The 25,656-nt window shown below is 73.6% G+C and carries 19 protein-coding genes and 3 tRNA genes; 19 read left to right on the top strand and 3 right to left on the bottom strand.

The features are described from left to right. The first annotated feature begins 222 nt into the window (after window positions 1-222). Together LZF96_RS10225 and LZF96_RS10230 are read left to right on the top strand one after the other, a co-directional pair. Window positions 223-296 (top strand) — tRNA-Met (locus LZF96_RS10225). 561 nt (window positions 297-857) lie between these two features. Continuing rightward, window positions 858-2,615: a tetratricopeptide repeat protein gene (locus LZF96_RS10230; RefSeq protein WP_233869127.1), complete on the top strand. Its 1,758-nt coding sequence runs from the start codon at window positions 858-860 to the stop codon at window positions 2,613-2,615. 133 nt (window positions 2,616-2,748) lie between these two features. Here LZF96_RS10230 and LZF96_RS10235 read toward each other — a convergent pair whose 3' ends face one another. After that, window positions 2,749-3,474, bottom strand: a complete 726-nt coding sequence (locus LZF96_RS10235; protein ID WP_233869129.1) for a TetR/AcrR family transcriptional regulator — start codon at window positions 3,472-3,474, stop codon at window positions 2,749-2,751. A 113-nt stretch (window positions 3,475-3,587) separates the two neighbouring features. Between LZF96_RS10235 and LZF96_RS10240 the strand changes: the two genes are divergently transcribed. The 7 genes from LZF96_RS10240 (at window position 3,588) to glmS (ending at window position 13,225) form a co-directional block, all read left to right on the top strand. Next, a complete protein-coding gene (locus LZF96_RS10240) occupies window positions 3,588-5,204 on the top strand; it encodes a carboxyl transferase domain-containing protein (RefSeq protein ID WP_233869131.1) in 1,617 nt (538 codons plus the stop codon). 83 nt (window positions 5,205-5,287) lie between these two features. Beyond that, on the top strand, window positions 5,288-7,474 hold the full coding sequence (locus LZF96_RS10245; protein ID WP_233869133.1) for a biotin carboxylase N-terminal domain-containing protein: 2,187 nt from the start codon (window positions 5,288-5,290) through the stop codon (window positions 7,472-7,474). After that, window positions 7,471-8,553, top strand: a complete 1,083-nt coding sequence (locus tag LZF96_RS10250) for a hydroxymethylglutaryl-CoA lyase (RefSeq protein WP_233869134.1) — start codon at window positions 7,471-7,473, stop codon at window positions 8,551-8,553. The genes LZF96_RS10245 and LZF96_RS10250 overlap by 4 nt, the downstream gene beginning before the upstream one ends. Before the next feature lie 2 nt (window positions 8,554-8,555). Then, a complete protein-coding gene (locus tag LZF96_RS10255; RefSeq protein WP_233869399.1) occupies window positions 8,556-9,722 on the top strand; it encodes an acyl-CoA dehydrogenase family protein in 1,167 nt (388 codons plus the stop codon). A gap of 126 nt (window positions 9,723-9,848) precedes the next feature. Further along, window positions 9,849-10,808 (top strand): DUF4429 domain-containing protein, encoded by a 960-nt coding sequence (locus LZF96_RS10260; protein ID WP_233869135.1) that lies wholly within the window; start codon window positions 9,849-9,851, stop codon window positions 10,806-10,808. Between the two features lie 221 nt (window positions 10,809-11,029). Beyond that, the gene (locus LZF96_RS10265; protein WP_233869138.1) at window positions 11,030-11,305 is read left to right on the top strand and encodes a hypothetical protein; all 276 of its coding nucleotides are present in this window, start codon (window positions 11,030-11,032) and stop codon (window positions 11,303-11,305) included. Between the two features lie 99 nt (window positions 11,306-11,404). After that, entirely contained in the window at window positions 11,405-13,225 is a 1,821-nt protein-coding gene (gene glmS, locus LZF96_RS10270) for a glutamine--fructose-6-phosphate transaminase (isomerizing) (RefSeq protein ID WP_233869141.1), read from the top strand. Window positions 13,226-13,679: 454 nt separating this feature from the next. On the opposite strand, the gene LZF96_RS10275 is transcribed toward glmS, so the two are convergent. After that, window positions 13,680-14,204, bottom strand: coding sequence for a universal stress protein (locus LZF96_RS10275; protein WP_233869145.1), 525 nt, complete (start codon window positions 14,202-14,204; stop codon window positions 13,680-13,682). Window positions 14,205-14,960: 756 nt separating this feature from the next. On the opposite strand from LZF96_RS10275, the gene LZF96_RS10280 reads away from it, so the two are divergent. The 8 genes from LZF96_RS10280 to LZF96_RS10315 all read left to right on the top strand — a co-directional run bounded on the left by LZF96_RS10280 (window position 14,961) and on the right by LZF96_RS10315 (window position 22,936). Then, window positions 14,961-16,346 (top strand): helix-turn-helix domain-containing protein, encoded by a 1,386-nt coding sequence (locus tag LZF96_RS10280; protein ID WP_233869148.1) that lies wholly within the window; start codon window positions 14,961-14,963, stop codon window positions 16,344-16,346. 317 nt (window positions 16,347-16,663) lie between these two features. After that, window positions 16,664-17,266 (top strand): oligoribonuclease, encoded by a 603-nt coding sequence (gene orn / locus LZF96_RS10285; RefSeq protein ID WP_233869151.1) that lies wholly within the window; start codon window positions 16,664-16,666, stop codon window positions 17,264-17,266. A gap of 135 nt (window positions 17,267-17,401) precedes the next feature. Then, window positions 17,402-17,474 (top strand) — tRNA-His (locus tag LZF96_RS10290). Window positions 17,475-17,614: 140 nt separating this feature from the next. Continuing rightward, window positions 17,615-18,340, top strand: coding sequence for a M50 family metallopeptidase (locus tag LZF96_RS10295; protein ID WP_233869153.1), 726 nt, complete (start codon window positions 17,615-17,617; stop codon window positions 18,338-18,340). A gap of 244 nt (window positions 18,341-18,584) precedes the next feature. Continuing rightward, entirely contained in the window at window positions 18,585-20,078 is a 1,494-nt protein-coding gene (locus tag LZF96_RS10300; RefSeq protein ID WP_233869156.1) for a 3-phosphoshikimate 1-carboxyvinyltransferase, read from the top strand. An 11-nt stretch (window positions 20,079-20,089) separates the two neighbouring features. Next, entirely contained in the window at window positions 20,090-21,133 is a 1,044-nt protein-coding gene (gene rsgA, locus LZF96_RS10305) for a ribosome small subunit-dependent GTPase A (protein ID WP_233869160.1), read from the top strand. A 109-nt stretch (window positions 21,134-21,242) separates the two neighbouring features. Continuing rightward, window positions 21,243-22,043: a histidinol-phosphatase gene (gene hisN / locus LZF96_RS10310; protein WP_233869164.1), complete on the top strand. Its 801-nt coding sequence runs from the start codon at window positions 21,243-21,245 to the stop codon at window positions 22,041-22,043. Window positions 22,044-22,546: 503 nt separating this feature from the next. Next, window positions 22,547-22,936: a cyclic nucleotide-binding/CBS domain-containing protein gene (locus LZF96_RS10315; protein ID WP_233869167.1), complete on the top strand. Its 390-nt coding sequence runs from the start codon at window positions 22,547-22,549 to the stop codon at window positions 22,934-22,936. A 228-nt stretch (window positions 22,937-23,164) separates the two neighbouring features. Here the strand turns inward: LZF96_RS10315 and LZF96_RS10320 are convergent, their stop codons facing one another. Further along, complete coding sequence (locus tag LZF96_RS10320) at window positions 23,165-24,628, bottom strand: catalase (RefSeq protein WP_233869170.1); 1,464 nt, start codon at window positions 24,626-24,628, stop codon at window positions 23,165-23,167. A gap of 179 nt (window positions 24,629-24,807) precedes the next feature. On the opposite strand from LZF96_RS10320, the gene LZF96_RS10325 reads away from it, so the two are divergent. Together LZF96_RS10325 and LZF96_RS10330 are read left to right on the top strand one after the other, a co-directional pair. Beyond that, window positions 24,808-25,227 carry a Fur family transcriptional regulator gene (locus LZF96_RS10325; protein ID WP_233869173.1) on the top strand — a complete coding sequence of 140 codons (420 nt, stop codon included), beginning with the start codon at window positions 24,808-24,810 and terminating at the stop codon, window positions 25,225-25,227. A 109-nt stretch (window positions 25,228-25,336) separates the two neighbouring features. Then, window positions 25,337-25,410 (top strand) — tRNA-Met (locus tag LZF96_RS10330). The last annotated feature ends 246 nt before the right edge of the window (window positions 25,411-25,656 follow it).

Genomic DNA, 25,656 nt, shown 5'->3' on the forward strand with positions numbered 1-25,656 from the left:
CCCCCGCGCACCGCGGGGGTGGCCGGCCGTCCGTTGCCCCGGGGCGGAAGCGGACCGGTGCCGGACCCACCGGGGACGGTCGGGACCCGGGGCGGGGGTGCGGTGTGGGAACTTTTGGGGCGCCCGGGGTCTTTGAGGTACTCGGGGCGTCGGTGGTGAGGTGACGTCTCCGGGGCGTGTTAGAGTTAAGTCGTTCCTCGGGGGTTCCCGAGGGGCCCACGCCGCGGGGTGGAGCAGCTCGGTAGCTCGCTGGGCTCATAACCCAGAGGTCGCAGGTTCAAATCCTGTCCCCGCTACGCAGAGGTGAGGGCCCGGTGTTCGTGTCACAGACACGAACACCGGGCCCTTTCCGCGTGATGTCGCACGGCGCGGCCCGACCGGGTGTGTCCTCCTCCGTGCCCCGGGCGGCCCGTGACCACACCCCGGGGCCGGCCGGTTTCCCGCTTCGGCGCGTCCCGCATGTGACGGTGTGTGAGCTTCCCGTCCCGCCTCCCGAACTCGCCCGTGTCGGTGGCCGCGGTCGAGGGTACGTGCCCCGACGCCCCGTTCGGCCCCGGCTCCGGAGCACCATCCGGCGGGCTCCGGCCGGTCCGATCGACGGTGCGTGTCATCCCTGCGACGGGTGTTCCATGATCGGGGTCGTCACCCGTCGGTGTGATGCCGGTGTGGTGTCGGCGGGCCCGTGAGCGGCCACGATGTCCGCCGAGGTGTCCCCGAGACCCAATCGGTGCCCTTTTGCCGCCTGTTGCAGCGTTTGACTGTTGTCATGTCGGGAAGTCGATAAACCTCTAAGTGAATTCACCGGGTGTGGGTACTCTCGGTGTACGCGCGTTTCGGGTGGTGCGAGTATGGTCCTTATGGGGGACAGGGCGGGGTTCGAGACCGGCGCCGACGAGGCGGCCCGCGAGGGTGCGGCCCGTCTTCGGCGTGGGGATCTCGAAGGTGCGGAGACGCTGTTGCGCGTCGCCGCCACCGAGGGTGACCGCAGCGCGGCCAACAACCTCGGCGTCCTCCTCCACGGCACCGGTCGGGCCGAGGAGGCCGCCGGTTGGTGGCGCACCGCGGCGGTGGCCGGTTCCGCCGCCGCCGCGCACGCCTTGGGGCGTCTGCACCGCGAGCAGGGGGACGACACCGCGGCCGAGTACTGGCTGCGCCAGTCCGCGGAGTGGGGCCACGACTCGGGAGCCTACGCGCTCGCCGACCTCCTGCACCACGACGACGCGGACGGCGCGGCACGTTGGTTCCGGATCGCCGCCGAGCGCGGTCACCGGGAGGCGGCGTTCCGCTACGCCCCGCTGTCGGACGACCCCGAGACCTGGTACCGCTTCGCCGCCGCACGCGGTCACAGCCGTGCGGCCCACCGACTGGGCGCGCTGCTGGAACGGCGCGGCGAGACCACCGAGGCGATGCGCTGGTACCTGGACGCGGCCGAGGCCGGGGAGGCCGGGGCCGCGGCCTCCCTGGGGTTCCTGCTGAGTGACGCGGGCGAGGAGGAGGCTGCCGAGAACTGGTGGCTGCGCGCCGCCCGCGAGGGCGAGGGCACCGCGGCCAACGCCCTCGGCGCGCTCCACGCCCGGCGCGGCAACCGTCAGGAGGCCCAGCGCTGGTACCGCGCGGCCCTGGACGCCGGTGACATCAACGGCGCCTTCAACCTGGCGCTGCTGTGCGCGGGTTCGGGGCGCATGGTGCAGGCCGAGCAGTGGTACCGCCGGGCCGCCTACGCGGGGCACCGGGAGGCGGCCAACGCCCTCGCGGTGCTGCTGCTCCAGCGCGGGGACGCCGACGGAGCCGAGCCGTGGTTCTCCCGTGCCGACGAGGCCGGCAGCGTGGACGCGGCCTTCAACCTGGGCATCCTGCACGCCAAGCGGGACGACGGGGCCGAGGCCCTGCGCTGGTACCGGCGGGCAGCCGAGGCCGGGCACGCGGAGGCGGCCCTGCAGGTGGCGCTCACCGGCCTGCGGGAGTCCCGCACCCCGCGCGAGCGGGCCGAGGCGGACCGGATGCTGCGGCGGTCGGCGGAGGGCGGCAGTGTGGAGGGCGCCTTCCGCCTGGCGGTGCGGCTGGAGCGGTTGGAGCGCGCGGGGGAGGACGACCCGCCGTCCGGCCCGGGCACCGAGACCGACCCGGACACCGATCCGGGGCTGGGCACCAATGGTCGGATCCTCCTGCGCCCCGGCGGGCCGGTTCGGGGCGCAGGCGGGCCCGCGGACCCGGAGGCCTCCGAGTCCGAGCGGTGGTACCGCCGTGCCGCCGAGCGCGGACACCGCCGGGCCCGGGTGCGGTTGGGCACCCGGGCGGCCGAGCGCGGTGACCTGGTCGAGGCGGCCGACTGGTACCGGCGTGCCGCCGAGGAGGGCAGCCGCAACGGTGCCTTCAACCTGGGGCTGTTGCTCGCCCGCGAGGGTGCCGAGCCCGAGGCCGCGATGTGGTGGAAGCGGGCCGCCGAGGCCGGCCACGGCCGGGCCGCGCTGCACCTGGCGCTGCTCGCCTCCCGACGCGGTGACCTGGCCGAGGGGCGCGAGTGGAGTGCCCGGGCGGTGGAGCTGGGGCCGGCCGGGGTCGCCGAGCGGGCGGCGCGGCTGCGCGACGCGCTGACGGGCGAACTGACGGCCTGACGGTGGCCGGGCCGGCGCGCGCGGGGCCCTCCCTCCGGGGCGGCCCCGCACCGCGTGGTGACTCCTTCGCCGCGCGGGTCCGGGGACCCGGGACCCGCGCGGCGGGGCGCCGGCCCCGGCCAGTGGCCGGGGGTCACCCCGGCCGGGGCCGGGGGTCGTCCGGGCCGTCGGTCCCCCCGTCGCCGACTCCGGCGGCCGAGGCCAGCGCGGTGCGGGCCATGCGGTGCAGCAGGGCCGCGGTGCCGGCCCGGTCCGGCAGCGCGCCGGGACGCGCGGACAGGTGGGGGGTCGAGTTCAGCAGGCCGAAGACCGCGTGCACCGCGCCCCGGGCGTACCGCTCGGTCAGTTCCGGGTGGACCCGGCCGACCACCTCCACCCACAGTTCGACGTACTGTCGCTGCAGCCGGCGGACCTCCTTGCGGTCCCGCTCGGGGAGGCGGTCCAGCTCCCGGTCGTGCAGGGTGATCAGGGCCCGGTCGTCCAGCGCGAACTCGATGTGGCCGGCGATCAGCGCGTCCAGTGCCTCCGCCGGTGACCGGCCCGCCGCCGCGGCCTCCTCGACCCGGCGCTCGCCGCCGTCCCGCAGCCGGACGCTGATGCCCACCAGCAGTTCGGCGAGCATCGCGTCCTTGCCGGCGAAGTGCCGGTACAGGGCGGGACCGCTGACGCCGACCGCCGCCCCTATCTCGTCCACCCCGACGCCGTGGAAGCCGTGGTCGGCGAAGAGCCGGGACGCCTCGCGGAGGATCTGCTCGCGCCGGGTGCCGCCGGAGGACCGCCGGGCCGGGCGCCCGGGGGTGTCGGCGGGGGCGTCGGCGGGCGTGTCGGCGGCGATGGGTCCGGGAGGCGAGCCGTGCATGGATCCATTGTAGACAGCCGGCGTTAATGGGCGTTAACCTGGATTCCGACGTTAACGGTCATTAACCCGTCGGCGGGTCGGCCGGTGGGTGGAGGCGTGAGGGAGCTGGTCGGATGAGCCGGGCACCGGTGCTCGCGGTCGGCGCGGAGCCGGACTCCGCCGCCCGCCGGGCGAACGAGAAGGCCCATCGGGAGCTGGTCGCCGACCTGCGGGAGAAGCTGGCGGCGGCCCGGCTCGGCGGCGGGGAGGCCGCCCGTTCCCGGCACGTCGCGCGCGGCAAGCTGCTGCCCCGCGATCGGGTGGACACCCTGCTGGACCCGGGCTCCCCCTTCCTGGAGCTGGCGCCCCTCGCCGCGCACGACATGTACGGGGGCGACGCCCCGGCGGCGGGTGTGATCGCCGGTATCGGCCGGGTCTCGGGCCGCGAGTGCGTGGTGGTGGCCAACGACGCCACCGTCAAGGGCGGCACCTACTACCCGATGACGGTCAAGAAGCACCTGCGGGCCCAGGAGGTGGCCCTGGAGAACCGCCTGCCCTGCCTGTACCTGGTGGACTCCGGCGGTGCCTTCCTGCCGCTGCAGGACGAGGTCTTCCCCGACCGCGACCACTTCGGTCGCATCTTCTTCAACCAGGCCCGGATGTCCGAGCGCGGCATCCCGCAGTTGGCCGCCGTCCTGGGCTCCTGCACCGCCGGCGGCGCCTACGTCCCCGCGATGAGCGACGAGGCCGTCATCGTGCGGGGGCGGGGCACCATCTTCCTGGGCGGGCCCCCGCTGGTGAAGGCCGCCACCGGTGAGGTCGTCACCGCCGAGGAGTTGGGCGGCGGCGAGGTGCACTCCCGGATCTCCGGCGTCACCGACCACCTCGCCGAGGACGACGCGCATGCCCTGGGCATCCTGCGATCGGCCGTCGCCGGACTGCCCCGGCGGGGCCCCCTGCCCTGGTCCGTCGAGCCGGCGGAGGAGCCCGCCGTGGATCCGGAGGGCCTGTACGGGGCGGTTCCGGTGGATCCCCGCACCCCCTACGACGTGCGCGAGGTCATCGCCCGGCTGGTCGACGGCTCCCGTTTCCACGAGTTCAAGGCCGAGTACGGCACCACCCTGGTCACCGGCTTCGCCCGCGTTCAGGGCCACCCCGTCGGCGTGGTGGCCAACAACGGCATCCTCTTCGGGGAGTCCGCGCTCAAGGGCGCCCACTTCATCGAACTGTGCGACCAGCGCGGCATCCCACTGCTGTTCCTGCAGAACATCTCCGGCTTCATGGTCGGCCGGGACTACGAGGCGGGTGGCATCGCCAAGCACGGCGCCAAGATGGTCACCGCCGTGGCCTGCACCCGGGTCCCCAAGCTCACCGTGGTGATCGGCGGTTCCTACGGCGCCGGCAACTACTCCATGTGCGGCCGGGCCTACTCGCCCCGCTTCCTGTGGATGTGGCCCAACGCCCGGATCTCGGTGATGGGCGGTGAGCAGGCCGCCTCCGTGCTGGCCACCGTCAAGCGTGACCAACTGGAGGCCCGGGGCGCGGAGTGGTCCGAGCGCGAGGAGGAGGAGTTCAAGGCGCCGATCCGGGCCGACTACGAGGCCCGTGGGAACGCCTATCACGCCACCGCCCGGTTGTGGGACGACGGGATCATCGACCCCCTGGAGACCCGCACCGTCCTCGGCCTGGCCCTGACCGCTTGTGCCAACGCGCCGCTGGGCGAGCCCGGTTGGGGTGTGTTCCGCATGTGAGGTCGGAGCGCCGCCGCGATCCCGTCCGTCCCCCGACCCCGGAGACCCCGGGCCCGTCCCCCCGAAAGCAGGTGAACCGCCCCGTGGCCCCCCGACAGCAGGTGCCCCGCCCCGCAGCCGCCTTCGACAGCGTGCTGGTCGCCAACCGCGGCGAGATCGCGGTCCGGGTGATCCGCACCCTGCGCCGGCTCGGCCTGCGCTCCGTCGCCGTCCACAGCGATGCCGACGCCGACGCCCTCCACGTCCGGGAGGCCGACACCTCGGTCCGCATCGGCCCCCGGGCCGCGGCCGAGAGCTACCTGCGGATCGATCGGCTGCTGGAGGCCGCCGAGCGCACCGGCGCCGGCGCGATCCACCCCGGCTACGGCTTCCTCGCCGAGAACGCCGACTTCGCCCGCGCCGTCGCGGACGCCGGCCTGGTCTTCGTCGGCCCGCCGGCCTCCGCCGTGGAATTGATGGGTGACAAGATCCGGGCCAAGGAGACCGTGGCCGCCGCCGGTGTCCCCGTGGTGCCCGGCTCCTCCGGCAGCGGTCTGTCCGACGCCGAGCTGATCGAGGCCGCGCGGGCGATCGGCGCGGCGGTGCTGATCAAGCCCGCGGCCGGCGGGGGCGGCAAGGGGATGCGGCTGGTCCGCGACCCGGACCGGCTGCCCGAGGAGATCGCCGCCGCGAGGCGTGAGGCCCGTGGCGCCTTCGGCGACGACACCCTCCTGGTGGAGCGGTGGATCGATCGCCCCCGGCACATCGAGATCCAGGTGCTCGCCGACGACCACGGCAACGTCCTGCACCTGGGGGAGCGCGAGTGCTCCCTGCAGCGCCGCCATCAGAAGATCGTCGAGGAGGCCCCCAGTCCGCTGCTGGACGAGGAGACCCGCCATGTCATGGGGGAGGCCGCCGTCCGCGCCGCCCGCTCCTGCGGATACCGGGGCGCGGGCACCGTCGAGTTCATCGTCCCCGGCGACGACCCCCGCTCGCACTGGTTCATGGAGATGAACACCCGCCTGCAGGTGGAGCACCCGGTGACCGAGCTGGTCACCGGGCTGGACCTGGTGGAGTGGCAGCTGCGGATCGCCGCCGGCGAGTCCCTGGAGCCCCTGTCGACCGACCCGGCGGCCCTCGCCCCGCGCGGCCACGCGGTGGAGGCCCGCATCTGCGCCGAGACCCCGCGTCCGGCCACCGATGGCGGGGGCGTGGACTTCCTGCCCTCCGCCGGCACGATCCGGGAGTTGCGCGAACCCACCGGACCTGGCGTGCGGGTGGACTCCGGCATCGCGGCCGGCGACACCGTCGGCACCGCCTACGACCCGCTCCTCGCCAAGATCATCGCCCACGGCCCCGACCGCGCCTCCGCGCTGCGCCGGCTGCGCGCGGCCCTCGCCGACACCGTGGTCATCGGCGTGGACACCAACACCGGCTTCCTGCGCCGGCTGCTGGACGTGCCGGAGGTCCGGGAGGGGACGCTGGACACCGGCCTGGTGGACCGCGAGGCCCCGGCGCTGGTCGCCGGCCTGGCGCCCACCGTCGTGCCGTCCGAGGTGTACGCGACGGCGGCACTGCTCCGGCACGCCGCCCTGGAGCCGGCCGCCCGTCGGGACGCGCCGGCCGGCTGGGCGGACCCCTTCTCGCTGCCCACCGGTTGGCGACTGGGTGGTGTCACCGCCGGCACCCCGCACCACCTTCGGGTTCCCGGCCACGACCCGGTGACCGTCACCGTCCGGGGGCGGGCCCGCGACGCCCGGTTGCGTGTCGGCGACGGCCCGGAGGTGCCCGCCCGTCTTCTCGAGGGCGTTTCCGCCGGTCCGGTGCGGGTGGAGGTGGACGGCGTCGTCCACCGCTTCCACACCGCCCCCGACGGCTCCGGGCTCGCCCGCGACGGTGAGGCGTGGCCGGTCGCCGACCACGACCCGGTGGCGGCCGCCGGCGGCGGCGCGGCGGCGGGTGCCGCCGCCCTGACCGCGCCCATGCCCGGCACGGTCACCGTCGTCAAGGCCGGGCCGGGGGAGCGGGTGACCGCCGGTCAACCCCTGCTGATCGTCGAGGCGATGAAGATGGAGCACGTCATCCGGGCCCCCGGCGCGGGCACCGTGACGGCGGTCCGGGTGGCGGCGGGAACCGCCGTGGCCATGGACCAGGAGCTGGTCGTGGTGGAGCCGGACCCGACATCGGACGCGGGATCGGACCCGGCACCGGAAGCGGCCCCGCGGGCATCGGGAGCCCCGGGGTCGACCGCCGCGCCGGGCGGCACCACCCCGGGAGGCGATCCGACATGACCCCGCCCACCGACCGTTCCCCCGGGAGGCCCGCGGGCGGCCCCGAAGCCGCCGGCGTCGCGCGTCCGGGCCCGCCCGCCGGGCTGCCCCAGCGGGTGCCCGATCCCGATCTGCCCCGCCGGGTGCGCGTCCACGAGGTGGGCCCGCGGGACGGCCTGCAGAACGAGGCGGCGATCCTTCCCGTGGAGGTCAAGGCCGAGTTCATCCACCGCCTCGTCGACGCCGGTCTGGACACCGTGGAGGCCACCAGCTTCGTCCACCCCCGCTGGGTGCCCCAATTGGCCGACGCCGAGCTGCTGTACCCGATGGTCGCCGACCTGGTCGACCGGGGCGTGCGGCTGCCCGTCCTGGTGCCCAACGCCCGGGGCCTGGACCGCGCGCTGGCCCTGGGGGTGCGGGAGATCGCGGTGTTCGCCGCCGTCACCGAGTCCTTCGCCCGGGCCAACCTCAACCGCACGGTGGCCGAGTCCCTCGCCGGCTTCGAGCCGGTGGTCGCCCGGGCCCGGGCCGAGGGACTGCGGGTGCGCGGGTACCTCTCGATGTGCTTCGGCGACTTCGAGGAGGGCCCGGTCGCCCCGGCCCGGGTGGTGGACGTCTGCCGCCGACTGGATGCCATGGGCTGTTCCGAGCTCAGCCTGGGCGACACCATCGGCACCGCCACCCCGGGCCACGTCGCCCGGCTGCTCACCGACCTGCACGCGGCCGGAATCGCCCCCGGCCGGATCGCCGTGCACTTCCACGACACCTACGGCCAGGCCCTGTCCAACACCCTGACCGCGTTGCGGCACGGCGTCACCACCGTGGACGCCTCCGCCGGTGGCCTCGGGGGCTGCCCCTACGCCCGCAGCGCCACCGGCAACCTCGCCACCGAGGATCTGCTGTGGATGCTCGACGGCCTCGGCATCGAGACCGGGATCGACCTGCGCCGACTGGCCGCCACCGGCGACTGGATGGCCGAACGCCTGGGCCGACCCGGCCCCTCCCGCACCCTCCGCGCCCTCACCCGGGGAGACGCGTCCACCGACCGGGCCGCCCCCACCCGCCGGGCCGCCCCCACCGACCACGACAAGGAGCCGTGACCATGGCCCTGGAGCACCGGCTGCCCACCGAGCACGAGGAACTCCGCCGCACCGTGGAGAAGTTCGCCCGGGAGGTCGTCGCCCCCGTGATCGGCGACTACTACGAGCGGCATGCCTTCCCCTACCCGATCGTGCGGGAGATGGCGGAGATGGGACTGTTCGGCCTCCCCTTCCCCGAGGAATACGGCGGCATGGGCGGCGACTACCTGGCGCTGTGCGTGGTGCTGGAGGAGTTGGCCCGGGTGGACTCCTCGATCGCCATCACGCTGGAGGCCGCCGTCTCCCTGGGAGCGATGCCGATCTTCCGTTTCGGCACCGAGGAGCAGAAGCGTCGCTGGCTGCCCCGACTGTGCTCCGGCGAGGCGCTGGGCGCCTTCGGGCTGACCGAGCCCGACTGCGGCTCCGACGCCTCGGGCACCCGCACCACCGCCGTGCGCGACGGCGACCACTGGGTGATCAACGGCACCAAGAGCTTCATCACCAACTCCGGCACCGACATCACCGACCTGGTGACGGTCACCGCCGTCACCGGCCGCAAGTCCGACGGCTCCCCGGAGATCTCCACCATCGTGGTGCCCTCCGGCACCCCCGGCTTCACGGTCGCCGCCCCCTACTCCAAGGTCGGCTGGAACGCCTCCGACACCCGGGAGCTCTCCTTCTCCGACGTCCGGGTGCCGCTGGAGAACCTCCTGGGGGCGGAGGGCCGGGGCTACGCGCAGTTCCTGCGGATCCTCGACGAGGGTCGGATCGCCATATCGGCGCTGGCCACCGGCCTGGCCCAGGGCTGCGTGGACGAGTCGGTGCGCTACGCCGCCGAGCGTCGGGCCTTCGGGCGACCGATCGGGGAGAACCAGGCCATCGCCTTCAAGCTCGCCGACATGGAGACCCGGGCGCACACCGCCCGGCTCGCCTGGCGGGACGCGGCGGCCCGTCTGTTGGCCGGCGAGCCCTTCAAGAAGGAGGCGGCGATCGCCAAGCTGCACTCCTCGGAGGTCGCCGTCACCAACGCCCGGGAGGCCACCCAGATCCACGGCGGCTACGGCTTCATGAACGAGTACCCGGTCGCCCGGATGTGGCGGGACAGCAAGATCCTGGAGATCGGCGAGGGAACCAGCGAGGTGCAGCGGATGCTGATCGCCCGCGAACTGACGGGCTCCGGGGGGCGCTGACCCCTCGTGCCGTCCCGGGCCCCCGCCGACGGGGCCCCGGGACGGCACGCCCCGGCGGGCGGACACCGGAACGGGCCGGACCGGGGGGAGCGCCGCCACCGGGGCGGGGCCTGCCACAATGAGCCAATGGCGGAGCTCATCCAGCGGGACGGCACATGGGACTTCGACGGCGAGCGGTTGCGCCTGGTGCCGGGCACCGGTCGGAACGTCCACCCGCTGCGCACGGGGCTGGGGGAGATCGCCGTGCCGCTGGAGGCGATCGCGGGCATCTCCTTGGAGCCGGGGCGGCGGCGTGCCCGGCTGCGCCTGCGGCTGCGTGAGGGCGCCGACCCCCTCGACCACACCTGTTCGGGACGCCTGGCGGATGACGCCACCCCCTATGCCCTGGCGGTGGAAAGCGAACGCACGGGCACGGCGGAGTACCTGGTCGACGAAGTCCGCACCGCCCTGCTGCTGGAGCGGATACCGGTCGACGAACCCGCCGGCCGGTGGCTGCTGCCCGGCCCCTCGGTGCCCCGGGTGGTGAGCGGCGGTGATGGCAAGGTCACCTTCGACGGGCGTGTCCTGCGCATCGAATGGGGGTGGGCCTGTGAGGAGAGCAAGAAGTCGGCCGGAACCCGGGTGCTGCCGCTGCGGGACGTCGCGGCGGTGGAGTGGTCCCGGGCCCGCTGGGAGAGCGGGTGGTTCCGCGTCCGGCCGGTGGGGCCCGGGGTCGAGGTCAAGCCCTCCCACGACCCCAACTGCGTGACTCTCTGGGGGCTCAGCGAGCGGCGGGAGACCGCGGAGGTCGCCCTCCTCGCCGCGGCGGTCACCGCCCGCCTGCCCCATCCCCGGGTCGGCGACGGGGCGGACGCCGGCGCGTCGCCGGGAGCGGACGCCCCGATGCCCCCACTCCTCACCAAGGCGGGGGAGCCGACGGCCCCGGCGGGCCCGGAGGGGGGTGCCGGAGGGGCCGGGGGGAAGGACGGCCACGACCCCGACGCGGTGCTGCGCCGACTTCGGGAACTCGGCGAACTGCGCTCCTCCGGTGTGCTGACCGAGGAGGAGTTCACCCGCGCGAAGCGAGCCCTGCTCGACCGTCTGTGAGGTTGGTGACCGACGGGGTGTTCGGGCGCGCCGGGTGATGTGCCGGACGCGCCTCGCGCGTCGTGATGCCCGGTGATGCCCGGTGATGCCGGGGAGCGGCGGAATGGCGTGGTATGTCCCCGGGGCGCCCGATGCCATCGAGACTGTCGTCCGCGACACGTTCGTGCCCGATATCGGGCAGGGTTGTTGCGAAAGTCCTCTTCGGTTCCCACTATCAAGGGGTGCTCGGCCGTCGTACGTCCCACGAGGACCTGATCGACCACCTGATCCGCACCACGCCGCTGGGACGCGGCGAGGCGGTCCGGGTGGTCCTCGACGTCCTGGCCTACTTCGACGAGACGGTGGAGGACTACGTGCGCAGACGCCACCGCGAACTTCAGGCCCGTGGCCTGCGCAACGCGGCGATCTTCGAGGTGGTCTCGGAGGAGCTGCGCCACCGGGCGGTGGCCCCGCCCGAGCTGTCGCTGCGGCAACTGCGCCGCATCGTCTACGGCTGACCGGGGCCCGCCCGCACCCGACCACCGTCCCGTCCCCGCCGGCTCCGTCCCCGGAAGCCGGCCCGCACCATCGCCCCACCGGCACCAGGAGGAACCCGCATGTGTGGAATCGTCGGCTACATCGGCAGGCGTGACGTGGCGCCGCTGCTCCTGGAGGGGCTGCAGCGCCTGGAGTACCGGGGGTACGACTCCGCCGGCATCGCGATCCACAGCTCCGGCAAAGGCGGTGGGCTGAAGACCGTCAAGAACAAGGGCCGGGTCCGCGAGCTGGAGGCCAAGGTCCCCGCCCGCTTCGCCGGCAACTGCGGCATCGCCCACACCCGCTGGGCCACCCACGGCGCCCCGAACGACGTCAACGCCCACCCCCACACCGACGCCGACGGGCGGGTGGCCGTGGTGCACAACGGCATCATCGACAACTCCTCGGAGCTGCGGGCCAAGCTGGCCGCCGACGGCGTGGAGCTGGTCTCCGACACCGACACCGAGGTACTGGCCCACCTGGTCGCCCGCTCCCAGGCCCCGACCCTGGAGGAGAAGGTCCGCGAGGCGCTGCGCCACATCGATGGCACCTACGGCATCGCCGTCCTGCACGCCGACTTCCCCGACCGCATCGTCGCCGCCCGCAACGGTTCCCCCGTGGTGCTGGGCATCGGTGACCGGGAGATGCTCGTCTCCTCCGATGTCGCCGCCCTGATCAGCCACACCCGTCAGGTGATCACCCTCGACGACGGCGAGATGGCCACCCTGAAGGCCGACGACTACCGGACCTACACCACCGACGGCAGCCGCACCGCCGCCTCGCCCACCACCGTGGAGTGGGAGGCCGAGAGCTATGACATGGGCGGCCACGACACCTACATGCACAAGGAGATCGCCGAGCAGGCGGACGCGGTGGACCGGGTGCTGCGCGGCCGGCTCGACGACCGCTTCGCCACCGTCCGCCTCGGCGGTCTGAACCTCGACGCCCGTGAGGCGCGGACCATGCGTCGGGTCAAGATCCTGGGCTGCGGTTCGGCCTACCACGCCGGACAGATCGGCGCGCAGCTGATCGAGGAGCTGGCCCGCATCCCCGCCGACGCCGAGCCGGCCAGCGAGTTCCGCTACCGCAACCCGGTGGTGGACCCCGACACCCTCTACATCGCGGTCAGCCAGTCCGGCGAGACCTACGACACCCTCGCGGCGGTCCAGGAGCTCAAGCGCAAGGGCGGCCGGGTACTGGGCGTGGTCAACGTTGTGGGCAGCGCGATCGCCCGGGAGACCGACGGCGGCGTCTACGTGCACGCGGGGCCCGAGGTCTGCGTGGTCTCCACCAAATGCTTCACCAACACGGCGGTGGCCTTCGCACTGCTCGCCCTCCACCTGGGCCGGATCCGGGACCTGTCGGTGACCGACGGCAAGCGGATCATCGACGGCCTGCGCAAGCTGCCGGGCCAGATCGCCGAGATCATGGAGGACGAGGAGCACATCGCGAAGCTGGCGGCGGAGTTCGCCGAGGCGAAGAGCATGATGTTCGTCGGTCGCGTGCGGGGCTTCCCGGTGGCCAAGGAGGCGTCGCTGAAGCTGAAGGAGGTCTCCTACATCCACGCCGAGGCCTACCCGGCCTCCGAGCTCAAGCACGGCCCGCTCGCCCTCATCGAGCCCGACGTGCCGACCGTCGCGATCGTCCCGGACGACGAGCTGTTGGAGAAGAACCGCGCCACCCTGGAGGAGATCAAGGCCCGCAGCGGGCGCATCCTCGCGGTGGCCCACAGTGAGCAGGAGAAGGCCGACGACACCATCGTCGTGCCGCGCAACGAGCCGGAGCTGGACCCGGTACTCATGGGCATCCCGCTCCAGCTGCTGGCCTACCACACGGCGCTGGCGCTGGGTCGGGACATCGACAAGCCCCGGAACCTGGCGAAGTCGGTGACCGTCGAGTGACGTGATGTCCGCGACGCCGGTCCGCCGGGCGCGTCGATCCCGCGTCCGGCGGGGCGGCGCGCCCGGCGCCGGACGGTGGCCGGACCCGTCCGCCCCCGCCGTGCGTCGGCGGGGGCGGACGCGCGTCGGCCCCCGGGGAAGCGGATGCCACCGGTCCGCCGCCCCGGGGACCGCGCTGGTGCCGGCGTCGCCCATACGCCGGCCCGGTCGCCACCGGCGGGTCCGTCACCTCCCGCGCGGCGGCACGTCTGCGGGCCTCCGTCGACCTTGTCGAGTGGTGTATGCCCATCACAAACGCACAATCCACCTCCGGGGAGGGGGAAATCCCCGTCGAGGGGCGTGCGGGACGGGCCCGGGCGCCGGTGGGGCGCGGGGACCGGGGGGCCGGGGGAGGTCCGGCGGGCGAGTCGGGGAGCGGGCCGGGCCGGGATGCGCGCGGGCTCGGGGGAACGACTCAGGGGATGACGACCACCGGGCGCTCCGCGCGCCGGACCAGGCGCCCCGAGACGGTGCCCAGGATCCGCCCCAGCACGCCCCGGGTGGAGCCCACCACGATGGCGTCGGCGGCGTACTCCCGTCCCACCTCGCGGAGTTCGTGGCAGATGTCCCCGCCGCGTTCGAGCAGCACCCAGGGGATCTCGGAGAGGTGGTCGGCGCAGGCCAGTTCCAGGCCCAGCACCTCGGTGCGGTGATCGGGTACGTCGATCAGGGTGGGGGGCTCGCACCCCGCCCACAGTGTGGACGGCAGCCGATTGGCCACGTGCACGATGATCAGACCGGAGCCGGAGCGGCGGGCCATGCCGACCGCGTAGGCCAGGGCGCGCTCACTGGAGGTGGATCCGTCGAACCCCACCACCACGCCGTGGCGGAAGGCGGGGTCGCGCGGCGTGCACGACTCGTCGGCCGACCGGTGGGGATCCGTCGGCTCGGCGACGGGCCGTTTGCGGTCAGCGGGCTCGGGAAGCTCTGGGACGACCATGGGAGTCTCGGAGGTGTCTCGGGGAGAGGGCCTCTCGGCGGTCGGTGGTGGGGGAGGTGTGGGTCCCGGATGCCATGGGAGCCCCCGTCGCCGGGGAGTCCACGAGCCCTCGGGGTCCCGCGGAGAGGTACTCCGGGGTCGGGTGTCCCACGGTCTCTCACCTCCAGGATACGTCTTCGGCAGGGTGATGCCCCCGAATCCGTGCCTCAATCCGGTTCGGACGGAGCAACATACCGCTCCCGGGTCGGCCGCGTGACGGGGGATATCCGGTGAAACGTTTCGTGCCTCTGCGTGAACGTCTGTGTCCGCATGGTGAGGATCGTGCGGGGGTCCATGGCGGAATCGCCGGTCCTGTCGGGGGCCTCCCGCCCCTCCCCGGCCGCCCGTGGAAGGGGGTCGGGGGACGTTTTGCGCCCACCCGGCGTCCGCCCGTGGGACGTCGGCGCCGTCACCGGCGGTTTTCACGCGCCGCCGGATGAAGGCCGGCCGGAACTCGACGCCTCCTGTTTTCGGCCAACTTCCCGATGCCCCCCGGCCCTCCCTCGGGCGCCGGGGGGATGCGTACTTTCGCCAACTGCCGAGGCGTGGAACGCTTCCTGATCGAATGCTTCACGCCACGTGGTCATGTCGATTTAGTGCTGAGTGGCGAAGCAGTCCCGCCAACCCCATCCGACACAGTAGATTCGATCTTGGCAATCACGGTCGGGGGAAACGTGCAGGACCGAGAGGATGCGTCAACCGAGGGAACTGAGGAGCATGAGCCAGGACCCAACGCACGGCCCCGAGGTCGCCAGGGGGCCCCGCCCACCGGCGGCGGACAGGCTCGCCACCCGGCGGCGCCGCGAAGTCGTCGCGGTGCTGCTGTTCGGCGGCAGTCCCATGTTCGAAAGTTCCATCCCGCTCTCCGTGTTCGGAGTGGACCGACAGGACGCCGGTGTCCCCCGCTACCGGTTGTTGGTCTGCGCCGGTGAGGAGGGCCCCCTGCGCACGACCGGCGGTCTGGAGTTGCGCGCCCCCTACGGATTGGGTGCGGTGGCCCGTGCCGGCACCGTGATCGTGCCGGCCTGGCGGTCCATCACCGGACCGCCTCCCACCCCGGCCCTCGCCGCGCTGCGCCGGGCCCACGCCGAGGGCGCGCGCATCGTCGGCCTGTGCACCGGGGCGTTCGCGCTGGGGGCGGCGGGTCTGCTCGACGGCCGACCCGCCACCACCCACTGGATGTACGCGCCGACACTGGCCAAGCGCTACCCCTCGGTCCACGTCGATCCCCGCGAACTCTTCGTGGACGACGGCGACATCCTGACCTCCGCCGGCACCTCCGCCGGGATCGACCTGTGCCTGCACATCGTGCGCGCCGACCACGGCGCGGAGGCCGCCAACGCCCTCGCCCGGCGCCTGGTGCTGCCGATCCGCCGTACGGCGGGACCCGCCGAATCGGCGGGTCAACAGCGGCCCCTGGACAGGTCATTACCCGAGGACATCGGTGCCGATCCGTTGGCCGAGGTGGTGGCCTGGGCGTTGGAACACCTGCACGAGCAATTCGACGTGGAGGCCCTCGCCGCCCGCGCCTACATGAGCCGTCGCACGTTCGACCGGCGCTTCCGGTCCCTCACCGGGAGCGCTCCCCTGCAGTGGCTGATCACCCAACGGGTCCTCCAGGCGCAGCGGTTGCTCGAGGTCTCCGACTACTCGGTGGACGAGGTCGCGGGCCGTTGCGGGTTCCGTTCCCCGGTCGCGCTGCGCGGTCACTTCCGTCGTCAGCTCGGGTCCTCGCCCGCCGCCTACCGGGCCGCCTACCGGGCCCGGCGGCAGTCCCGGGGACAGGGTGAGGGGGTTTCGCAGCCGACCGTTCCGGCCCCCGCCAGGGGGAACCGACCCGAGGTCGGTCACCAGAGCGGTCGGGCGCCGTCCGGCGCCGAGTCGGGGCGAGCCGGCGAGAGTGAGGTCGGCGGAGCGGTGGCCCGCCCCGGCGGACACCATCCGGTCGGCCACGGGGCCAACGGGCCCGCCGGCCCGGTGGGCCCCGGCGAACAGCGGTCGGGGGACCGGACCCGGGTCGGTGAGGCACCCGGTCGGGGCAAGCCGACCCGGGACGGGTGGTCGCCCCGCTTCCCGGCGCAGCGGCCCCGCCCGGCATCCTGAGGCGATCCGGGGACCGGGACACCCCGGGTGCGGGACGTGAGGCCGAGCGGCCCGGTTCGGTCGGCCGATCACGCCGCCGAGCCGGGCTCCGGCGTGTCCCCACCGTCGGGCGCGGTGCCCGTCCGGGGGCGCCCCGCACTCCGTCGTCGATCCATCGGCACTCCGTCGTCGTCCGATGTCCTCCGGGGTCCGCCCGACGACCCCGGCCCGGAGCCGACCCCGCCGGGGACGATCGCCTGCCCGGCTCCGACGGGCCCGTCGGAGGGACCCCGGACGCGACACCCCCCGCTCGTATGACGGGGTCGTATGGTGTTCGCATGAACGATCGCATGGTGTGGATCGACTGCGAGATGACGGGCCTCTCGCCGGACGACGACGCACTCATCGAGGTGGCCGCGCTGGTCACCGACTCCGAGCTGAACATCCTCGGGGACGGGGTGGACATCGTTATCCGTCCTCCCCTGGAGGCCCTGGAATCCATGCCGGAGATCGTGCGGCGGATGCACACCGACTCCGGACTCCTCGAGGAACTGCCCGCCGGCACGGATCTCGCCGACGCCCAGCGCCGCGTACTGGAGTACATCACCGAGCACGTGCCCGAGCCCGGTCGCGCCCCGCTGTGCGGCAACTCCGTCGGCACCGATCGCGGCTTCCTCGCCCGCTACATGCCCGAGCTCGAGGGCTACCTGCACTACCGGATCATCGACGTCTCCTCGATCAAGGAACTGGCGCGCCGGTGGTATCCGCGCGCCTACTTCAACAGCCCCGAGAAGAACGGCAACCACCGGGCGCTCGCCGACATCCGCGAGTCCATCGCCGAGCTGCGCTACTACCGCGAGGCGGTCTTCGTCGAACAGCCGGGACCCGACTCCGCCACCGCGCGGCGGATCGCCGAGCGACACGTCCTGCCCGCCGACTGAGGTTCGCGGGAACGGCCGTCCGCGGCCGTGCGGGGCGGGCCTGCCACGCCGGGGAAAACCCCGGCACGAGCACGGTCCGACACCCTGTACACTCGTTGTGGCCGGGGCGGGAATCCCCCGAAACACCCGGTCGTGGTGGGCGTAGCTCAGTTGGTAGAGCACCTGGTTGTGGTCCAGGTGGCCGCGGGTTCAAGTCCCGTCGCTCACCCTGTGAAGGGATCGGGCCCCCGTTCCGCCCAGGCGGAACGGGGGCCCGTTCTCCTTACCCGGATCCCGCGCCCGAGCGGGGTCCGGCAAGCCGGTTGGGGGCCGGTCCGGCACGGACCCGGCGGACGCGATGGGCGAGACGTGGACGTGACGGAGATCGCCGGACTGTGGGACCGGGTGACGGGCACCCAGCCACACCCCGGGCTGTGGCTGGTGCTCGCGACGGCGGTCGGTGCCCTGGTGCTGATCGGTCCGTGGACGATCTGGCGGATCACCCGCAACACCGTGACCATCGCGCACGAGGGTGGGCACGGGCTGGTGGCGCTGCTGACCGGCCGTTCCCTGGAGGGCATCAGACTCCACTCCGACACCTCGGGATTGACCGTCTCGCGGGGCAAACCCACCGGCCCCGGCATGATCCTCACCGCCGCCGCCGGCTACACCGCGCCCTCCCTGTTGGGTCTCGGCGGGGCCGCGTTGCTGGGGGCCGGGCGGTTGACCCTCCTGCTGTGGGGGGCCACCGCGCTCCTGTTGGTCATGCTGCCGATGATCCGCAACGTCTACGGCGTACTGACGGTCCTCCTCACCGGCGGCCTCTTCTTCCTCGTCTCCTGGCTCACCGATCCCGCCGTCCAGGCGGCCTTCGGCTACCTGGTGGTGTGGTTCCTGCTGGTGGGCGGGGTGCGGCCGGTCTTCGAACTCCAGCGCAAGCGCCGACGCGGCGGCGCCCCCGACTCCGACGCCGACCAGCTCTCGCGGCTGACCGGCGTGCCGGCCGGGCTCTGGGTGTTCGTTTTCCACCTGGTGTCGATCGGTTGTCTGCTGCTGGGCGGCAGTATGTTGCTGGATCCCGGGGCGCTCGCCTGACGGCTCCGGTCCGTCCCGGTTTCCCGCCCCGGCGCCCCTCCCGATCGAGCGCCCCCGGCGCCCCTCCCACTCCCGGCACCGCTCCCCGGCACCGCTCCCCGGTGGACCGCCGCTCCCCGGCGTCGGACGGATCGGCTCCGTGCTCCCGCCGGCGCGCCCCTCCGCCCTCCGCGCCCCGCTCGGCATCGATTCGACGGGGTCATCGCCGCGCGATGACACTGGGTGACACACTAAAGTGGCCCGCATGACGGACTCCACCGCAGGCACCGCTCTCCGGCCCGCCCCACCCGCCCCCGGCGTGGTGGACGCCACGGTCGTCGTGCCCGGGGCGAGCTCGGTGACCGCCCGCGCGCTGATCCTGGCCGCGCTCGCCGCCGAGCCGGGCTGGCTGCGCCGTCCGCCGCGCACCCGGGACGCCCTCCTGGTCGCCGAGGCCCTGCGGGCCCTGGGTATCGGGGTCGAGGAGACCGTCTCCTCCGCGACCGCCACCGCCCCGGACGCCGGGGTCCCCGGTGATCACGGGGAGTCCTGGCGGGTCATCCCCGCAGCCCCGCACGGTCCCGCCGGGGTGGACGTCACCGGTGGCCTCGGGGCCGCCCGCCTGTTGTTGCCGTTCGCGGCCCTGGCCGAGGGGAGGGTACGGCTGACCGGGACCCCCGACCCGGCCTCCGGTTCCCCCGCCGGGACCATCGCCGCGCTCCGCGGCCTGGGGGCCCGCGTGGACGACGGCGGCCGGGGAGCCTTCCCGTTGACCGTGCACGGCACCGGCCTGCTGGACGGTGGCCCGGTCGCCCTCGACGTGGCGGCCGACCCCCGTACCGCCGGCGCCCTGCTGCTGTGCGGTACGCGCTGCAACCGGGGCGTGGAGATCCACCACGTTCCCTCCGCCGAGGGGCCCGGCACGCCCCCGGAACGGCTGCCGCACCTGGGCGCGGTGGTCGCCTCACTGCGGGCCGCCGGGGCCCGGGTGGACGCCCCCGAGTCGGGCGGCCGGTCCGGTGTGTGGCGGGTGGCGCCGGGCGCGCTGTTGGGCCGTGACGTGGTGATCGAACCGGACCCGGTCGCCGCCCTGCCCTTCCTCTCCGCCGCGATGGTCACCGGTGGACGGATCACCGTCCCGGACTGGCCCGCCCGCATCGGCCGCCCCACCGACGCGCTGGCCGACGTGCTGACCGCCCTCGGCGGGCGGTGCTCGGTCGACGACCACGGCCTGACGGTCACCGGCTCCGGTCCGCTGCGCGGAGCGGAGCTCGACCTGCGGGACCCGGCGGCGGCCGCGACCGGATCGGGGGCTGGTTGGGTGGCCGGCATCGTGGCGCTGGCGGCCCTCGCCGAGGGCGGGTCGGTGCTGCGGGTGCGTCGCGCGGACGTGCCGGACACCGTGATCGGAGACCTGCTCGCGCTGGGCGCCGACATCACCGAGGCCCCCGACGTGCCGACGGCGGGCGGCTCGCCGGGTACGGTGCTGCGGATTCGTCCGCGTCCGCTGCGCGGCGTCCCACCGCGCACCGCGGATCCCCGGCGGGCGGCCGTCGCCGCGTTGCTGGACCTGGTCTCCGGCACCCCCGCCGCCCTCCGGACCACGGGCCCGGCGATCGACGTGGCCGACCCCGGACGCGGCGGGAAGCCCGGCGACGACCCGATCGGCGAGGCCGTCGGCGGGGGGATCGCGGAATTCCGGTCCCGCTGGCGGGCGATGCTCGCCGGCAGGCTCCCGACCGCCGCGCCCCGGGGCTGAGGCGGACAGGCATGCGACGCTACGGCAAGCACACCGACGAGGACGACATCCGGTTCCGCCCCGACCGCAAGGGCAGTCGCCCGCGCACCCACCGCCGCCCGGCCCACGAGGACGCCGTGGAGGGCATGGTCACCACCGTCGACCGGGGACGGATCACCTGCCGGGTGGGGGAGCGGCCGGTGGTCGCGATCAAGGCCCGCGAACTGGGCCGCAAGGGAGTGGTGGTCGGCGACCGGGTGGCCCTGGTCGGCGACCTGTCCGGCGACCGCGACGCCCTGGCCCGCATCGTCCGGGTGGAGCAGCGCCGTTCCGCGCTGCGCCGCACCGCCGACGACGACGACCCCTACGAGCGCGTGGTGGTGGCCAACGCCGACCAGTTGGCGATCGTCACGGCCCTGGCCGACCCGCCGCCGCGCCCCCGGCTGATCGACCGCTGCCTGGTCGGTGCCTACGACGCCGGTCTGGAACCGCTGTTGATCCTCACCAAGGCCGACCTGGCCCCGGCCGACACGATGCTGGAGAGCTACGCCCCACTGGGCATCCGTTGCGTGGTGACCACGGCCCTGCACGAGGGGGACGCCGGTGACCCGGACGAGGCGACCCGGCGGGTGATCGCGGCCGTCCGCGACCTGCTGGTGGGCCGCGCGACCGTCCTGGTCGGACACAGCGGGGTGGGGAAGACCACCCTGGTCAACGGCCTGGTGCCGGAGCGACGTCGGGCCACCGGCCGGGTCAACGAGGTGACCGGGCGCGGCCGGCACACCACCACCTCCGTGCTGGCCCTGCCGTTGTCGGCGGGGGACGGGACACCGGAGGGCTGGGTGATCGACACGCCCGGCGTGCGGTCCTTCGGTCTGCACCACGTGGACCCCTCGCGGGTCATCCTCGCCTTCCCGGACCTGGAGCCGGGGACCGAGGGGTGCCCGCGTGCCTGCGGCCACGACGAACCGGACTGCGCGTTGGACGAATGGGTCGCGACCGGCCACGCCGACCCGCGGCGGCTGGAGTCCCTGCGCCGGCTGCTGGCGACGCGCGAGCGCCGCGAGGGCGACTGATCCTTTCCGGCCGCGGCCCTGCCCCGATCCCCGATCGGCCCCGTCCCGCCCCGGTTCGCGCCGGACCTCCACCGTTGCCGGTGCGCCGGGGGCCGATACGGTAGCGGGCATGGCCGACCACCACGAGGATCTGCGTCTCGCCCATGTTCTCGCCGACGCCGCCGACGCGGCGACGATGGAGCGCTTCCAAGCCCTGGATCTCCGGGTCGAGACGAAACCGGACATGACCCCGGTCACCGAGGCGGACCGGGCGGCGGAGGAGGTGATCCGCTCGATCCTGGGGCGGGCCCGACCCCGTGACGCGGTGTTGGGCGAGGAGTACGGCACCGCCGGCAGCGGTCCCCGCCGCTGGGTGATCGACCCGATCGACGGCACCAAGAACTATGTTCGGGGCGTGCCGGTGTGGGCGACGCTGATCGCCCTCATGGAGGTGGTCGAGGGCGGGGAACGCCCGGTGGTGGGCGTGGTCTCCGCCCCGGCCCTGGGCCGGCGCTGGTGGGCGGCGCTGGGCGGGGGCGCCTACAGCGGCCGCAGCCTGAGCTCGGCGACCCGCCTGACGGTCTCCCGGGTGTCCCGACTGGAGGACGCCTCCTTCGCCTACTCCTCGCTGACCGGCTGGGAGGAGCGCGACCGGCTGGGAGGGTTGCTGCAACTGGGACGGGACTGCTGGCGGACCCGGGCGTACGGCGACTTCTGGCCGTACATGATGGTCGCCGAGGGGTCGGTGGACATCTGCGCCGAGCCGGAGCTGTCGATGTGGGACATGGCGGCCAACGCCGTGATCGTCGAGGAGGCGGGGGGCCGGTTCACCGGGCTCGACGGCCGGGACGGGGTGCACGGCGGGAACGCCGCCGCCTCCAACGGGTTGTTGCACGACCGGTTGTTGGAGTACCTGGGCGACAAGGGGTAGAACCGGGCCGGGACGGGATGCACGGCGGGAACGCCGCCGTCTCCAACGGGTTGTTGCACGACCGGTTGTCGGAGTACCCGGGCGACAAGGGGTGGAACCGGGCCGGGCCGGCGACGGGAACGCGGCCGTTCCCGAGGGGGTGTCACGCGACCGGTTGTCGGCGTGCCCGGCTGACGACCGGTGGATCCACCGGTCGGGGCGGCGGGGCGGCGCGGTACCCGGCGCCCGGGCGGTGTTCCGCGCCGGGTACCGGGCGCGCACGGCGCCCCCGGCGGGACCGTTCACCCCTCTCACGTCGCCCGCCCCCTTGTCGGCCTCCCGGGGTCGTGTGACGATGAACACTCTCCCCGCTTGTGACCTTGTGAAAAGGTTCCCGAACGGGTCCCCGGGCACGCCGCCGGCATTCCGGCCGCACTCCAACGACACCTCGTCGCAGGGCGGTTGACATTCCGAGGGCGTCCCGACGGGTCACGGGCCCGGCCGACACCCCGGAGGTGTGCCCCATGTTGGTACGCGACGCGATGAGCACGCTCGTCCTCACCATCGGTCCGGAACACACGCTGCGCCGAGCCGCGAGCCTGATGGCCGACCGTCGGGTCGGCGCGGCCGTCGTCCTGGACCCCGAGACCTGTGGGGTGGGCATCCTCACCGAGCGGGACGTGCTGCGGTCGGTGGGCGCCGGGCAGGACCCCGACCGTGAGCGAGCCGGCGCCCACACCACCACCGACGTGGTCTTCGCCGCCCCTTCCTGGACCCTCGCGGAGGCCGCCACCGCGATGACCTCCGGGGGTTTCCGGCATCTGATCGTCCTACGGGACGGCGGACCGGTGGGCATCGTCTCGGTGCGCGACATCGTCCGCTGCTGGACGCCGGTCCCCACCGCCGCGGTGTAGGGCGGCGACCGGTGGGAGCCCGACCATCGGGACCACGCCGGTCACGGGACGACCGCCCCCGGACGCGCGACGACCCGGGTCGCGGACGTCGCGGTCCGGGACGGTGAACCGTCCCCTCGCGACGCGCCCGGCGACCCGGGTCGTCATGGATGCCCCCGTCCGATGCCCCGCCCGACCGGAGCCCGGGGGCGTCCGTGCCGGACGGGGAGCGGTACGGCAAGCGGGTCGTCAGCCGCGCAGGGCCTGGACCGCGACCTCGAGCCGCTTGCCGTAGTCCTCGTCGGCCTTGCGGAAGTTCTCGATCGCGCGCTGCGCGATGTCGTCCCGCGAGACCTTGGCGATGAAGCCGGACAGGTTCTCGATCAGGCGCTCCTTCTCCGGCTCCGACATCAGTCGGTAGAGGTTGCCCGCCTGGACGAAGTCGTTGTCCTCGACGTGCACCGGGGCCTCGTGGTTGCCGGTGTCACCGGAGACGGGGGTGGACCGCCACATCGGACGGTCGGTCTGCGCCGGACCGCCGAAGCTGTTCGGCTCGTAGTTCTTGGCGCCATCGTGGCGACCGTCGTACATGAAGCCGTCCCGGCCGTGGGAGCGCGCCTCGGTGGCCCGGGGGCGGTTCACCGGCAGGTGGTCGGCGTTGATGCCGACGCGGTAGCGGTGGGCGTCGCCGTAACCGAACAGCCGGCCCTGGAGCATCTTGTCGGGGGAGGGGCCGATGCCCGGCACGAAGTGGTGCGGGGAGAAGATCGACTGCTCGACCTCGGCGAAGATGTTCTCCGGGTTGCGGTTCAGCTCCAGCTTGCCGATCTCGATCGGCGGGTAGTCCGCGTGCGGCCAGACCTTGGTCAGGTCGAACGGGTTGAACCGGTAGGTCGAGGCCTCGTCGGCGGGCATGATCTGGACCTGCACGGTCCAGGAGGGGTACTCGCCGCGCTCGATGGACTCGCGCAGGTCGCGCTGGTGGCTGTCCGGGTCCTCGCCGGCGATCCGGTTGGCCTCGGCCTGGGTGAGGTTCTTGATGCCCTGGTCGGTCTTGAAGTGGTACTTGACCCAGAAGGCCTCGCCGGCCTCGTTGGTCCACTGGAAGGTGTGGGAGCCGAAGCCGTCCATGTGGCGGTAGCTCGCGGGGATGCCGCGGTCGCCGAACAGCCAGGTCACCTGGTGGGTGGACTCCGGGCTCAGACCCCAGAAGTCCCAGACGTTGTCCGCCTCCTGCGAGCCGGTGTACGGGTCGCGCTTCTGGGTGTGGATGAAGTCGGGGAACTTGATGGCGTCCTTGATGAAGAACACCGGGGTGTTGTTGCCGACGAGGTCGTAGTTGCCCTCCTCGGTGTAGAACTTCAGCGCGAAGCCGCGCGGGTCGCGGACGGCGTCCGCGGCGCCGAGGTTGCCGGCCACGGTGGAGAAGCGCAGGAAGACCTCGGTCTCCTTGCCGATCTCGGAGAGGAACTTCGCCCGGGTGTAAGGGGTCACGTCGGCGGTGACGGTGAAGGTGCCGTAGGCGCCGGCGCCGCGGGCGTGGACCACGCGCTCCGGGATGCGCTCACGGTTGAAGTGCGCCAGCTTCTCGATCAGCAGCTGGTCCTGGATGAGGACCGGGCCGCCGACGCCCGCGGTCTCGCTGTTCTGGTTGTCGGCCACCGGGGCACCGGCCTCCGTGGTGAGCGGCCCTGCTGTGATCTGCTCGGTCATATATCTCGCCCTTCGGGTCTTCGTGTCGGACACGGGGCTTGGCCCGTGTCCTACCGAATCCTATATTGGACTATGTCCAAGTCAAGACGGGTACTCGATTCATACGGGATCGACGTTCGTACAGGATCCGGACCTGTACCCCATATCGCCGGAAACGGCCTCACGCTAGGGTGGAGTGCATGAGTGACCTGCTACAGCGACTTCGCGACCGCGGTTGGCGGCTCACCGCGCAGCGCCGGGTCATCGCCGAGGTGCTGGACGGCGAGCACGTCCACTACACGGCCGACGAGGTCCACGCCCGCGCCGTGGAACGCCTGCCGGAGATCTCGCGCGCCTCCGTCTACAACACCCTCGGCGAGCTCGTCTCGCTCGGCGAGGTGGTGGAGGTCACCACCGACGGGCGGGCCAAGCGCTACGACCCCAATGTCCACCAGGAGCACCAGCACCTGGTGTGCTCCGGCTGCGGAATGATCCGCGACGTGCGCACCGAGGGCGACCTGATGGCGGCGTTGCCGTCGGGTGAGCGCTTCGGGTTCGCGGTGGACGAGGTGACGGTCACCTACTACGGCCGGTGCCCCGGCTGCGCGCAGGCCTCCTGAGCGCCGGTCGGTGTCGGCTCCCGGTCGGCGTCCCGCGATCCGGCGCGACCCGCCGTTCACGCGGATTTGCTTTGCGGGTCCCCGGCCCTCTACAGTGAAGACACAACGACGCGGGGTGGAGCAGCTCGGTAGCTCGCTGGGCTCATAACCCAGAGGTCGCAGGTTCAAATCCTGTCCCCGCTACTGAAGGACGAGGGCCCGGATCCGATTCATCGGATCCGGGCCCTCGTCGTGTTGCCCGGGAGTGTCCGCCGGGGTCGCCGCGGTGATCCGGGTCACTCGTATCGGTGAGGGGGCGGTGGTCGGCCGGTGGGGGTGGCCCGCCGGTGCCGGTGCCGACCCTTGTCCCTCGCTCGCCGGCGGAGTAGCCTCGCAACTGAGCAAGCGCTTAGACAGTGATTCCGCCCCTCGGGCTCCCCGGCCCGGCGG

This window comes from Streptomyces sp. ST2-7A, assembly GCF_021390475.1.
In the GTDB taxonomy this organism is placed as follows: Bacteria; Actinomycetota; Actinomycetes; order Streptomycetales; family Streptomycetaceae; genus Streptomyces.